Origin of the sequence: Botrimarina sp., assembly GCF_040219535.1 — a bacterium.
Classification (GTDB): Bacteria; Planctomycetota; Planctomycetia; order Pirellulales; family Lacipirellulaceae; genus Botrimarina.
On the sequence record NZ_JAVJSH010000006.1, the window covers coordinates 16,167 to 29,329 of the forward strand.

General features: G+C 71.2%; 9 protein-coding genes. All 9 read left to right on the top strand.

Features of this window, described 5'->3' with window-relative positions:
* Positions 1-12 precede the first annotated feature (12 nt).
* The 9 genes from cyoE to RIC11_RS02060 all read left to right on the top strand — a co-directional run bounded on the left by cyoE (position 13) and on the right by RIC11_RS02060 (position 13,132).
* Positions 13-921 (top strand): heme o synthase, encoded by a 909-nt coding sequence (cyoE, locus tag RIC11_RS02020; RefSeq protein ID WP_350208158.1) that lies wholly within the window; start codon positions 13-15, stop codon positions 919-921.
* 52 nt (positions 922-973) lie between these two features.
* Entirely contained in the window at positions 974-1,894 is a 921-nt protein-coding gene (locus RIC11_RS02025; RefSeq protein WP_350208159.1) for an ABC transporter ATP-binding protein, read from the top strand.
* Between the two features lie 48 nt (positions 1,895-1,942).
* On the top strand, positions 1,943-2,707 hold the full coding sequence (locus RIC11_RS02030) for an ABC transporter permease (protein ID WP_350208160.1): 765 nt from the start codon (positions 1,943-1,945) through the stop codon (positions 2,705-2,707).
* Between the two features lie 152 nt (positions 2,708-2,859).
* The gene (locus RIC11_RS02035) at positions 2,860-3,357 is read left to right on the top strand and encodes a DUF420 domain-containing protein (protein ID WP_350208161.1); all 498 of its coding nucleotides are present in this window, start codon (positions 2,860-2,862) and stop codon (positions 3,355-3,357) included.
* 79 nt (positions 3,358-3,436) lie between these two features.
* Positions 3,437-5,959: an outer membrane protein assembly factor BamB family protein gene (locus RIC11_RS02040; RefSeq protein WP_350208162.1), complete on the top strand. Its 2,523-nt coding sequence runs from the start codon at positions 3,437-3,439 to the stop codon at positions 5,957-5,959.
* Entirely contained in the window at positions 5,956-6,963 is a 1,008-nt protein-coding gene (locus tag RIC11_RS02045; RefSeq protein WP_350208163.1) for an AAA family ATPase, read from the top strand. Before RIC11_RS02040 ends, RIC11_RS02045 begins: the two co-directional genes overlap by 4 nt.
* A gap of 477 nt (positions 6,964-7,440) precedes the next feature.
* A complete protein-coding gene (locus RIC11_RS02050) occupies positions 7,441-8,409 on the top strand; it encodes a DUF58 domain-containing protein (protein WP_350208164.1) in 969 nt (322 codons plus the stop codon).
* 125 nt (positions 8,410-8,534) lie between these two features.
* A complete protein-coding gene (locus RIC11_RS02055; protein WP_350208165.1) occupies positions 8,535-10,790 on the top strand; it encodes a BatA domain-containing protein in 2,256 nt (751 codons plus the stop codon).
* Positions 10,787-13,132 (top strand): hypothetical protein, encoded by a 2,346-nt coding sequence (locus RIC11_RS02060; RefSeq protein ID WP_350208166.1) that lies wholly within the window; start codon positions 10,787-10,789, stop codon positions 13,130-13,132. Before RIC11_RS02055 ends, RIC11_RS02060 begins: the two co-directional genes overlap by 4 nt.
* Positions 13,133-13,163 lie beyond the last annotated feature (31 nt).

A 13,163-nucleotide genomic window follows, 5' to 3' on the forward strand; every position in this document is an offset into this window, starting at 1 on the left:
GGAGCCGGCGCCTTGACCGCCCCGGTCGATCGACGCGGCGTTCTCGCCAAGCTCGGCGACTACCTCGAGCTGACCAAGCCGCGGATCGTGGCGCTCGAACTCGTCGCGATCGCCATCACGCTGCACGTGGCGACCGGCTACGGCGCGCCGGGCTCTCGCTGGTCGGCGGCCCTGCTGCTGGGGGTGGCGGTCGGCGCGAGCTTGGTCGCGGGCAGCGCCAACGCGATCAACCAGTGGATCGAACGCGAGCGCGACGCCGTCATGCCACGCACGCAGGGCCGGCCGCTGCCCTCGGGGCGGCTGGCGCCGGAGGAGGCCCTCTGGTTCGGCCTGGTGACGCTGGCCGTGGGCGTGTCGATGCTGTGGACGACCGGCGGCGTCGCGCCGGCCGCGGTGGCGCTGGGCACGTGGGTCGTCTACGTGGCGATCTACACGCCGCTCAAGACCCGCACCTGGCTCAACACGGCCGTCGGAGCGGTCAGCGGCGCCACGCCGCTGTGGATCGGCTGGACCGCCGGCGGCGGCTCGCTGGGCGACCCGATCGCGTTGTCGCTCGTGGCGATCATGTACGTGTGGCAGTTCCCGCACTTCATGGCGATCGCGTGGCTCTGCCGAGACGACTACGACCTGGCCGGCTACCGGATGTCGACCAACCTCGACCCGTCCGGTTGGTGGGCCGGCGTGCAGGCGGTGGTCGGTTCGGCGGTGCTGCTGCCGGTGAGCATCGCGCCGGCCTTCTACACCCAGACGCCACACGCGTTCGCTTACGCCCTCACGGTGGCGGTGGCCGGCGCCGCGATGCTGGCCGCTTCGGCGTACTTCTTGGCGGATCGCAACCGCCGGACCGCGCGTCGGCTGATGCGGGTGAGCTTGCTGTACGTGCCGGTCTGGATCATCGCGCTGTGGCTCTGCGGCGTTTGACCGCTCGCGCCGACTCTCACGCAAGCCGGAGCCGCCCCCCGCCCAGCCGAGCATGCCCGCCGCGATCACGATCCACGACGTCCGCCACCGATACGCCGAGCGCGAAGCGCTACGCGGCGTGTCTTTCGAGGTCCAAGAGGGCGAGGTCTTCGCGTTGCTCGGCCCCAACGGCAGCGGCAAGACCACCCTCTTCCGCTTGTTGTCGACCCTGATGCCGCTCGAGTCGGGGGCGATCTGGGTCGGCGGGCGGGAGCTCAAGAAAGACCCGGCCGCCGTCCGCGCGTTGTTGGGCGTGGTGTTCCAGTCGCCGAGCCTCGACAAGAAACTGCGCGTCGATGAGAACCTGTACTGCCACGGGCGGTTGTACGGCCTCCGCGGCGCCACGCTGCGACAGCGTGTCGACGAGGGGCTCGAGCGGTTCGGCTTGACGGACCGCCGACGCGATTTCGTGGAGCAACTCTCCGGCGGCCTGCAACGCCGGGTCGAGCTGGCGAAGTGCCTGATGCCGCGGCCGCAGGTGCTGTTGCTCGACGAGCCCTCGACCGGCCTCGACCCGTCCGCCCGCGCCGAGCTGTGGCGCTCGCTCGCGGCGGCGCGAGCCGAGGGGGTCACGGTCGTGGCGACCACGCACCTGCTCGAAGAAGCGGAGCGCGCCGACCGCTTGGCGATCCTGCACGAGGGCCGCCTCGCCGCGCTCGACACACCCGCCGCGTTGCAGTCGGCCGTCGGCGGCGACACGATCACCCTCCGCACCGACCGGCCGGCCGCCTTGGCCGAGGCCATCGGCGCCGAGCTGGGGCTCGCGGCCACGCCGCTCGACGCGGCGGTCAGGGTCGAATCGAACGGGTCGACCGGGGCCGACCTCGCCGCGCGGCTGTACAGCCGGTTCCGCGACCAGATCGACGAGCTCTCGATCGGCCGGCCCACGCTGGAAGACGTGTTCGTCGCCCGCACGGGCGAACGCTTCGACTGACGCCCGGCGGCGCCCCGCGCCGAACACAAACAACTCACCCCTGCCGCGATGCCCAGCCCAGCCAACCACGCCCCGCCCACGGGCGCCGTACTCGCTCTGGCTTGGCGCGAGTTGGTTCGGTTCTTCCGGCAACGCAACCGGGTGATCGGCGGGCTGGTGCAGCCGGTGTTGTTCTGGCTGCTCTTCAGCGAGGGGCTCAAGCAGAACGAGCTGGGGTACGCCCACTTCTTCCCCGGCACGCTGGTGATGATCCTGCTGTTCACCGCCATCTTCGCGACGATCAGCGTGATCGAAGACCGCAACGAGGGCTTCCTGCAAGGCGTGCTGGTGGCGCCGACTCCTCGGTTCGCGATCGCGCTGGGCAAGGTCTTGGGGGGCGCGGCGATCGCGATGCTCCAGGGCGTGCTCTTTCTGGCGCTCGGGTTGGCGACCGGCGCCGCGACGCTGAGCGGCCCGGTCGACGCGGTGCTGGTCCTCACGGCGATGGCGCTGGTGGCCGTGGCGCTGACCGGTTTGGGATTCGTGATCGCGTGGCGGATGGACTCGACGCAGGGTTTCCACGCCATCATGAGCGTGTTCCTGCTGCCGATGTGGCTGTTGTCAGGCGCTTTCTTTCGGCGGGGCGCCGAGGGCTGGCTCGGCGGCGTGGTCGCCGCCAACCCGCTGACCTACGGTGTCGCGGCCTTGCGGTGGCGACTGGAAGCGGGCGACACCAGCGGTTTGCCCGCCGAGCCGATCTGCTGGGCCGTCACGGCCGCGTTCGCCGCGGCGATGCTTGGCGCCAGTTGGTGGGTTGCGGGGCGGAAGGGGTGAGGGACGCGGGAAGCGGGACGTGGGGGGAACCCGGCGGAGCGGAGTCACGGTAGTGGGTGGAGCCCGAGAAGCCATTCTTGCGTGCTGATGGCTTCGCGTTCGGGTCGTACTAATTCGGGTTCGGATCTCTTTATTGCGCTGCCTGTATGTTGATGCTTGCTGCTCATCCGATCGTCCACGTCAATGCGGCGCTCAACACCCTGGCGACCGTCCTGTTGGTGATCGGTTACGTGCTGATCCGCCGCCGCAATGAGGTCGCGCACCGCAACGCGATGGTCGCCGCGCTCGTGGTGTCGGCCGCGTTCCTCGGCTGCTACCTCTACTACCACTTCGCGATCAACCTGACCGTGAAGTTCACGCACCCCGGCCCGGTTCGCTACTTCTACTACGCGTTGCTCGCGAGCCACGTGCTGCTGGCGATGACGGTGCCCTTCCTGGCGCTCTGGGCGGCTTGGCTCGGGACGCGCGCCCTCGCTCAGCCGCGGGCCGCCGGATCGGTCTCGGGCGAGGCCGGCGCGGCGACCCCGTCGACGGATTTCCGCCAGCGGCACCGCCGCGTCGTCCGCTGGGCGTTTCCGATTTGGCTGTACGTGTCGGTGACCGGCGTGCTGGTCTATTTCATGCTGTACTGGTGGTTCCCGCCGACGTAGGGCGACGCTTCGTTTCCCCGCGGGGCGCCACGGCGGTAGACTGGAGTTGAGCCACCCGCCCCCCCGGCCCGAGACACGGATGCCGCCCCCGACCCGCCGCTGTTTGCCGCTGACCGCGTGCGCCGTGGCGGCCGCTATCGTGTCGACGGGGCTTGCGCAAGGGGAAATAGGAGAGCCCCGCTGGTTGGGGGACCCCCCGCAGCGGACGCAGGCCGCATCGGCCGGGCCGGATTTCCAGCCGGCCAGCGTGTCATCGCAGCTGCGGCGTGCTTTGCTGCGGTACGAGGCCCTCGTAGCCGATGCGGCCTGGGACGACGCGATCGAACTGGTCGAGGCCCTGCAGGCCGAGCACGGCGAAGAGCTGGCCGCGGCCGAGGAAGAGCCACCGGCCGGCGGCGCCGCGCCGCCCTTCGAGGGCCACAGCCGTTTTGTGCCGCTGCACCAGCGTTGCCAACAGCTGCTCGCCGACCTGCCGCCCGAAGGCCGGGACGCGTACCTGCAGCGCGTGGGCGCCACCGCCCGGCGACGCGTCGACGAGGCGATCGCCCGGCTCGACGCGGTGCGGCTCGAACTCGCCGTGCGCGAGTTCTTCGCCACCCCCGCCTGTCACGACGCGCTGCTCGCCCTGGGGGAGCTGGCCCTCGAGCGCGGCGACACGTGCGCGGCCCGCCGGGCCTACAACCGACTCACTCCTTTCGCTTGGGGACCGCACGGCCGCCCGGCGGGCGTGGCGATGTCGCAGATCGATCCGGACGTCGATCCGCAGCGGCTCGCTGCTGCTTGGCGCGAGGCCGAGCGGCCGCGGGGGTTGCCCACCGTGTCCCCCTCGGGGGACGAAGCTTCTGCCCTGGTCGCCGACGCGATCGCCCGGCTGGCGTTGGTCGCGATCCGCGAAGGGGACCCAGCGAGGGCGGAGGCCGAGACCCTGCTGCTCGAAGCCCTCGCGCCCGAGGCCGAAGGCCGGCTCGCCGGCCGCCGCCAGCCGCTCGCGCCGGCCCTCCGCACGCTAGCACAGAGCGAGCTCAAGGCGACTTCCATGGGGGCGACGGCCAGCCAGAGGCTGCACTGGGCATGGGACGCGGCCGCCGAGCTCCCCGAGCCGGCGCCCGAGGCAGCCGCCGTCGCCCGCAACCAGGCGCTGCGGCAGCAGATCATCATCCGAGGGGGCTGGCCAGCGGCCCTGCGGGCCCAGACGCCCGCCTCGCCTGTGCCGGACACACAGTTCGTCGCCACGGAGCGGTACGGGTACTACGTGGCCGACGGGGCGTTGATGCGGGTCGACTTGGCTGGCGGGGGAACGAGCAGCGTCGAGGTCCCCGGCCTCGAAACGGCGCCTCCTGAGGAGAACGACCAGCCCGGTCTCGGCGACCTCGCCCAGGGCCGGCGGCTCGCGCCGGCGCAGATCAACGTGTTCGGCGGTGGCCGGCTGATTGTTAACGGCCGGGTGATCCAATTGCCGCAGCGCGGCGCCGCCCGAAGGCTAGCGCAGTCGTCGCGGGAGCGTGTCGAGCCCGGCCTGAGCCTGCACGACGGGGTGCTCTACGCACGGATCACAAAGCAAACCTTCCTCGACCGACGCGGCCGAGCGCCGCAGGCCGAGTCAAGCCGGCTGATCGGCCTGGACCTCGACGACGAGGCCCGGATTGTCGTCGAGGTGAAGCCGCCGGCGCCGGCCGGCGGGCCCGACCTGACCGACGAAGCGGCGCTGTCCCTGGCGGGGCCGCCGGAGGTCCGCGGCGACCGCCTCTACGTGGTCCTCGTCCGATCCAGTCTGCGGACCGACTTCGAGGCGGCCTGCTACGATTCGCACACCGGCCGCGCCCTCTGGCGGACGCCGATCGGATCGGGCGAAGCGAGCCAGCAGGGCGATCTCGAGACCGCGCCGGGGCCAATCCTGCTGGCTGGCGACACGCTGTACGTGTCGACCAACTCCGGAGCGTTGGCCGCGCTCGACGCGGCGTCGGGCGGGCTGCGGTGGCTCGCTTGCTACCCGCGGCGGGTCGCCGATCAACAGGCCGCCGCCACGCCGCGGCCGTGGCTAGCCGGGGACCGGGTGATCGTCGCCCCCGCGGACTCCGACTCGGTCATCGCGTACGACGCCGGCACGGGGCGACCGGTGTGGACCGTGACGCGGAGCGACCCCGGGGCCGCTATCGTAGGGCTCTCGTCGGCCGGGGACGGTCGCCAGTCGGTGGTCGTTGCGGGCCGCCAGGTCGCGGCCTACGACTCGCTGACCGGCGAGGCCCGGTTCGTGTGGCCTCAGAGCCGTCGGTCCGGTTTACGCGGGCTAGGGGTTGCCGCCCTGCACGAAGGCGAGCTCTTCTGGCCGACCCGCGAAACGCTCTACACGCTGGACCCATCGACCGGCGAGCTGACGCGTTCGCCGATCGACCTGCGACCGCTGGGCGCCGCCGGAGCGAGCATCAGCCCGACGCCCGCCGGGCTGCTGGTCGCCGGCGTGGACCGGTTCCGACTGCTCTCGCCCGTTGCGGCGGAACCCGATCCGACAGCGGCGCGTTTAAACTCCCGGCCCACCGCGGCGCTCGCGGAGTCCACCGCCGGAGTCCCCCAAGTCGCACTGACAACCGAAACGAGCCGATGACGCTTCCCGAATCCGACCTCGACGCGATCCAGCAACTCGGCGACGCGTACCGCCGACTCACGGCCGAGCTCGGCAAGGTGATCGTGGGCCAGCAAGACGTGATCGAGCAGCTGCTGATCGCGTTGTTCGCGCGCGGCCACTGCGTGCTGGAGGGCGTGCCGGGGCTCGCGAAGACGCTGCTCATCCACACGCTGGCCGACGCGTTGTCGCTGAAGTTCAGCCGTGTGCAGTTCACGCCCGACCTGATGCCGGCCGACATCACCGGCACCGAGGTGATCCAGGAGGACAAGGCGACCGGCCACCGGGAGTTCCGCTTCTTGCCCGGCCCGGTCTTCGCGAACATCGTGCTGGCGGACGAGATCAACCGCACGCCGCCGAAGACCCAGGCCGCTTTGCTCGAAGCGATGCAAGAGCGGCAGGTCACCGTCGGCGGCGAGCGGCACCGGCTGCCCGCGCCGTTCTTCGTGCTCGCCACGCAGAACCCGATCGAGCAGGAAGGCACCTACCCGCTCCCCGAGGCGCAGCTCGACCGCTTCATGTTCATGGTCAAGGTCGACTACCCGACCGAGGCCGAGGAGCTGGCGATCGTCAAGCAGACGACCGCCGACATCAAGACCGAGCTGACGCCGCAGCTCGACGGCGAGGTCCTCTCCGGCATGGCCGACCTGGTCCGCCGCGTGCCGGTGGCCGACCACCTGGCTCAGTACGCGATCCGCCTGGTGCGACAGACCCGCGTACGCAGCGAGCAGACGAGCGAAATCGTCGACCGCTACCTGAGCTGGGGCGCCGGGCCGCGGGCCAGCCAGTTCCTGGTGCTAGCCGCGAAGGCCCGCGCGGCGCTGAACGGGCGGCACTGCGTAGAGATGGAAGACCTCCGCGCCGCGGCCAAGCCCGTGCTGCGGCACCGGATCGTCACGAACTTCAACGCCGAAGCAGACGGCGTCACGCCGGACGACGTGGTCCAACGCCTGCTAGACAACACGCCGGCCGAGGCGGCGGCCTGACCAGACTGTCTCACCGCGGAGACGCGGAGGTCGCGGAGATCATCTTCGCCTTGCAAATGCTCGAATCTGATTGATGCCGTGAGGGTGTCTGAGTGGATGCGTTGTGCGGCTGCGTTCGAGAAAGTTCGCCGTTTGAAAGAGGGCAAGACAATAGTTCGTTGTCGGGCCTGTAGTAGCCTTTGGCAAATTGATGAACCGCGAAGTTATCACAACGAGCTGGCTCGGCCGCAACTACTCCTCGCGATTCGAGTCAAGGATTCGTGTTCTTGGACACCGGCCCAGGACCTTCATGCTCGAAAACAGTTCTTGATAGGTAACCGCGGAGGCCTGAGCGACAGAGAATGCAGGTGGGCAAATTGCAATCAGCCTGCTGTGAAGGGAATAGCCTTTTGTTCAGACTGTGCCTACGAGCGCTGCGGTATTGTTGAATGACTCTCCACTCCGCGTCCTCCGCGTCTCCGCGGTGATCCTTAAGCGATGCCAGCCCAAACCCCCGAACGCCTGCTCAACCCCGCGATCCTCGCGCGGCTCAAGGGGCTGCGCCTGCGGGCGGAGCGGATCGTCGAGGGGTTCGTCAGCGGGTTGCACCGGTCGCCCTACCAAGGCTTCTCGAACGAGTTCGCCGAGCACCGCGAGTACGTGCCGGGCGACGACCTGCGGTACGTCGACTGGCGCGCGTTCGGCAAGAGCGACCGGGTTTACCTCAAGCGGTTCGAAGAAGAGACCAACCTGATCGGCTACCTCGTGCTCGACGTGTCGGAGAGCATGAACTACCAGAGCGATCGACAGACGCCGGCGGGCCCCAAGAAGGCCAGCCGGAGCCTCGGGCATCCGCCCGAAGAGGCCGAGCCGATGTCCAAGCTCGAGTACGCGCAAACCGCCGCGGCGGCGCTGGCGTACCTGATCCTCAAACAGCAGGACGCCGTCGGCCTCGCCACGTTCGACGACCGCGTCCGCACGCTGCTGAAGCCCAGCGGCAGCCCCTCGCAGCTCACGCCGGTCCTCACCGAGATTGCCAAAGGGGGCGAGCGGGAGAAGACCTCCGCCGGGCCGATCTTTCACGAGCTGGCCGAACGGCTCAGCCGGCGCGGCGTGGTGATGATCCTCAGCGACCTGTTCGACGACCCCGAGCCGCTGCTGGCCGGGCTCAAGCACTTCCGCCACCGCCGGCACGACGTGATCGTGATGCACGTGCTCGACCCGGCGGAGCTGGAGTTCCCGTTCCAGCAGCCCACGCTGTTCAAGGGCCTCGAGCGGCTCGGCGAGTTGCTCGTCGACCCGATGCGGCTCCGCAAGGCGTACAAAGAAGAGTTCGACAAATTCCGCAACGAGGTGGCCGCCGGTTGCCGCGCGCAGGGCGCGGACTACGTGCTGCTGCGCACCGATCGCCCGCTCGAGGCCGCCCTGACCGCGTACCTCCACCACCGGCAGGCTCGACTGCGCTAAGACCGCCGCCTCGGCCGTTAGAGGACGCGGACGGACGCTGATTCAGCGGATAAGTACCGACAGGCCGTGCTGATCCGCTCTGTCCGTATTAATCCGCGTCCGGCTTTACTCCCACCAGATCGCCTTTGCCAATCGTTCCGCTCGCCTTCGGCTTCGCAAACCTCGCCATGCTTGGCTGGTTGGCGGCGGCCGCTGCGCCGATCCTGATCCACCTGTGGATGCGGCAGACCCACCGGGAGACCGCGTGGGCGGCGGTGCGTTTCTTGCGCGCGGCGCTCGAGAAGCAGGCCCGCAAGCTGCGGCTGCAGCACTGGGTCCTGCTGGCCACCCGCACGCTGTTGCTCATCTTGCTCGCGCTGGCGGCCGCTAAGCCGCTGCTCGACAGCGGGCTGCTCGGCGCGGGGGCGCCGACGCACCGCGTGCTGGTGATCGACGCGTCGTTGTCGATGAAGTCGCTCGACGCCGAGGGGCGCACCGCGCTGGAGAAAGCCAAGCAAGTCGCGAGTTCCCTCGTCGACGCCGCCCGCGCCGGCGATGCGTACTCGCTCGTCGTGATGGGCCCCCAGGCGAGCGCGCCGCTCGGCCGGCCGACGTCCGACTCGGGCGCGGCCCGGCGTGCGGTCGAGGCGGTCGCGCCGACGCAGGCCGTCGGTGACTTGGGCGCCGCTCTGGCGAGCGCCAAGTCGTTGATCGAGGCTTCCCGTGATTCCACCTCGGGGCATCGGCAAGAGGTCATCTTCCTGAGCGACCTGGGCGCCAACACCTGGGCGGCGATCGCCGACGCAGACGGGGAACGCCAAGCCGCTGCGCTCTTCGATTCGGTCGCGGAAGCGGCCGAAGTGTCGGTGATCGACGTCGGCGGCTCGTCGCTCGACGCGGTCGCCGTGACCTCGCTGGGGGTCGCCGAGGGTTTGCCGAGCCTCGCCGCGCCGGTCGAGTTCGTGGGGGAAGTCCGGCTCTTCGCGGGCGACCCCGGCGAGCGGAACGTGTCGCTGGTCGTTGACGACGCGGTGGTCGCTCAACGCAGAGTGCGGCTTGCGGTCGGTTCGCCGGCCGCCGTCGGGTTCACGCACCGCTTCGCTACGCCGGGGCCGAAGCGGGTCGGGCTGCGGATCGCTGGCTCGTCGGACGATCGGCTCCGCGACGACGACCAGCGGAACCTGGCGATGACTCTCTCGCCGCGCGTCCGTGTGCTGTGCGTCGCCGGGGCGCCCGGCGCGGCCGACTACCTGGCCGACGCGCTCGACCCGACGGGCGAGGGCGTCTACGAACCGGTCGTCGTGTCCGACGCCGACCTGCCGACGGTCGACCTTACGGACTACGCGTGCGTGTTCCTCTCGAATGTTCGGGAACTCTCCGAGTCGGAAGCCGAGCGGCTCACCCGCTACGTGGCGACCGGCGGCGGCGTCGCGCTGTTCCTCGGCGACCGCGTCGACGCGGCGCGCTACAACGACACCCTCGCCCCGCCTCGCCAGGCGCCGCCCGACGCCCTCAGCGTTCACACGCCCTCAGGCGCGGCGCTCCGCCGCGTTGCTGAAGAGGGCCGGGCCGACCAAGGGGCCGCGCTCGCCGACAACGCCGGCGCGGGCGGCCTGGCGCCTGGATGGCTCTCGGCGTCGGTGGCGGCGCCGTCGTACCGGGTCGACCCGCTGGGGTACGAGCACCCGATCGTGCAGCCGTTCCGCGGGTGGGAACGCGCGGGGCTGCTCACCACGCCGGTCTATCGCCATTTCCCGTTCACGCCCGCGCCCGGCCAAGCAGAGGTAGTGCTCGCGCTGGAGAACGGCGACCCGCTGCTCGTTACCGCGCCGCTCGGGCGGGGCCGCGTCGCGGTGCTCACCACCGCCGCGACGCTCGATTCGACCGACCCGACGACGGGACAGGCATGGACCGCGCTCCCGGCGTGGCCCAGCTTTCTCCCGATCGTGCGCGAGCTGACACGCTACCTGGTCCAAGGCGAAGGCGCCGGCCGGGGGCTCGCCATTGGCCAAGCGATCACCGGTGTGGCTTCGCCGGGGACCAGCGAGGTGGTCGTCGTCCCGCCCGCCGACGCCGAGCCGGGGCGCGTCGCGCCCGACGACCAGGGGAGATGGACCTACACGACGACCGACCGCGCCGGCGTGTACTTGTTCGGGCCGGCGGGCGAAGCGCCGACCGGCGCGGTCGCCGTCAACACCGACGCGGCCGAGTCGGATCCCGAAACGGTTTCCACCGACCGGCTGCCCGACGCGCTCCGCGTGCGCCGCAGCGTGGGCGACGCGCGTTCCGACGCCGCGGCCGCTACGCCCACCCCGCTGCACCGCTGGCTGCTCTACGCGGCGCTCGGCCTCGCCCTGATCGAACCGGCCATGGCGTGCTGGTTCGGGAGGGGGAGCGGATGATCGGGACAAGCTGCACGCTGGCCGCTACGCCTTTGGCCCAAGCGACCGACGAGGTCTGGCGCCTGCAGACGCAGTGGACCTGGGCGCCGTGGGTGACCGCGTTGTTCGCCGCGGCCGCGGTTGCCGCCGTGATCGCGTGCTACCGCTACGAGACCACCCCAGCCAGCCACTTCTATCGGGCCGCGCTCGCGTTGCTCCGGCTCACGACCGTGGCGCTGATCCTGCTGATGCTCAGCGAGGCCGTCTTCTCTGGCAGCCGCAACGGAAAGCCGCGCCTGGCGATCCTGCTGGACCGCTCCGCGAGCATGGACCGCGAAGACGTCGGCGACGACGGCCCGCCCCAATCACGCCTCGCGGCCGCCGAGCGGCTGCTGACGCGCGACGACGCCCGCCTGCTCCAGTCGCTGCAGGAGGGTTACACGCTCGAGCTCGCGGTGGTCGACGCGGCGTCCGACCGGGTCGCCCAGGGCCGAGACGAGATCCTCGCCCTGCTCTCCGACAGCGGCGGGGCGGCCGAGCCGGCGCCGGGCGCCGACGGCGAGCGCGACCGCACCGCAACGCGGCTCGGCGACGCGATCGCCGGGCAACTCGACGCCACGCCCGCCGCGCCGCTGCAGGGCGTGCTGGTCATTTCCGACGGGCAGGTCACCGCCGGTCGCTCTCTCGCCGACGCGGCCGACGCGGCCCGCCGGGCCGGCGCCCCGCTGTACGTGGTCGGCGTGGGCGACGACCGGCCGCCCCCCGCGGCGCGCCTGGCCGACCTGGCCGCCGACGACACGGCGTTCGTCAACGACCTGGTCGCGTTCACCGCGACGCTCTCCACGCAAGAACTCGCCGGCAAGCCGATCCGCGTCGAGCTGTTCCGCTCCGGGCGGAGCGAGCCGGTCGCTTCCGAGACGATCACGCCCGGCTCCGCCGACGCGACCACGCCGGTGCGGCTGGTTGACCGCCCGACCGAAGAGGGCACGTATCGCTACACCCTCCGGGCGACGCCCGAGCCCGGCGCCGCGGACCGGGTGGCCCAGCCGAGCGAGCTCTCGCACACGCTCACGGTCCGCGACGAAGTCGTCCGCGTGTTGCTCGCCGCGGGGTACCCGAACTACGAGTTCCGCTACCTGAAGCACCTGCTGGAGCGCGACGAGACGATCCGTGTCGCCAACTACCTGCAATCGGCCGACCCGCAGTACGCCGAGGCCGACCTGACGGCCCTGCCACGGATGCCGCTCCGCCTCGATGCGCTGGCCGAGTACGACGTCGTGGTGTTGATCGACCTCGACCCGACGCTCCTGCCGCGTTCGGTCTGGGACGAGCTGGGGCGGTTCGTCAGCGAGCGGGGCGGCGGGCTCGTGCTCGTGGCCGGGCCCCGCAGCCTGCCGTCCGCGTACAGCAGCCGGTCGTCGTTCGTCGCGCTCGCGCCGACCCAGATCAACCAGGCGCAGCCGGGCGGGTACAACGAGCGCGGCGGCTACGCGGTCACGCCGACGCCCCTCGGCCTGCAGTCGACCGCGATGGAGCTGGGCGACACGCCGGACGAGAGCGAGCGGCTGTGGCGCGCGCTGCCGGAGTTGTACTGGCGGGCCGACGTGGGGCCGCCCAAGCCGGCCGCTCAGGTGCTCGCGGCCCACCCGTCGGCGCGGCTCGACTCGGGGGCGCCCGCGCCGCTGATCGCCGAGCACTACTACGGCGCCGGCCGTGTGTTGCTGCACGCGATGGACAGCACGTACCGATGGCGGTACCGCGTGGGCGACGTCTTCTTTGCGCGCTACTGGGTGCAGACGATCCGCTCGCTGGCGAGGAACAAACGGAGCGAGGCCTCCGCCACGCTCGAGCTGGCCGCCACCAAGCCGGTCTACGAGCCGGGCGAAGCGGTCCGGCTGCGGCTACGCGACGAGCGGCCCGGCGCCAGCCGCGAAGGGGGGCCGACCGTCGTGCTCCAGGCCGAGGGACGCGCCGAACGCCGCGTCGAGCTGGCGCCCGGCGCCGGGAGCGGACGCTTCGAGACCACGCTCCGCGACCTGCCGCCGGGCGACTACCGGGCCGTGCTGGTCGACGCGGGCGAGAACCCGGCGGCCGCCGAATTCAAGGTGGTCGCCCCGCTCGGCGAGGACGCCCGCCCCGAGATGAACCGCGCCGCGCTCGAAGCGGCCGCCGAGCGCTCGCGCGGCGAGTTCGTCACGATCGACCAGTCGGGACGCTTAGCAGAGATCATCCCCCCCGGGCGCCCCACCGCTCTCGAGACGCTCCCCCCGATCGAGCTGTGGAACCGCTGGCCGATCCTGGCGGCGATCACGCTGTGCCTCACCGCGGAGTGGGTGCTCCGCAAACGCAAGGCGATGCTCTAGGCCCGCGGTACACTCGTACCGCAAGTGTCTG

What these genes read in the sequence shown, in the direction of transcription:
- RIC11_RS02050 (WP_350208164.1), top strand. Translation starts at nt 7,441, where the DNA reads ATGCCAGCCCAAACCCCCGAACGCCTGCTCAACCCCGCGATCCTCGCG.
- RIC11_RS02035 (WP_350208161.1), top strand. Translation starts at nt 2,860, where the DNA reads ATGCTTGCTGCTCATCCGATCGTCCACGTCAATGCGGCGCTCAACACC.
- RIC11_RS02045 (WP_350208163.1), top strand. Translation starts at nt 5,956, where the DNA reads ATGACGCTTCCCGAATCCGACCTCGACGCGATCCAGCAACTCGGCGAC.
- RIC11_RS02040 (WP_350208162.1), top strand. Translation starts at nt 3,437, where the DNA reads ATGCCGCCCCCGACCCGCCGCTGTTTGCCGCTGACCGCGTGCGCCGTG.
- RIC11_RS02060 (WP_350208166.1), top strand. Translation starts at nt 10,787, where the DNA reads ATGATCGGGACAAGCTGCACGCTGGCCGCTACGCCTTTGGCCCAAGCG.
- RIC11_RS02025 (WP_350208159.1), top strand. Translation starts at nt 974, where the DNA reads ATGCCCGCCGCGATCACGATCCACGACGTCCGCCACCGATACGCCGAG.
- RIC11_RS02030 (WP_350208160.1), top strand. Translation starts at nt 1,943, where the DNA reads ATGCCCAGCCCAGCCAACCACGCCCCGCCCACGGGCGCCGTACTCGCT.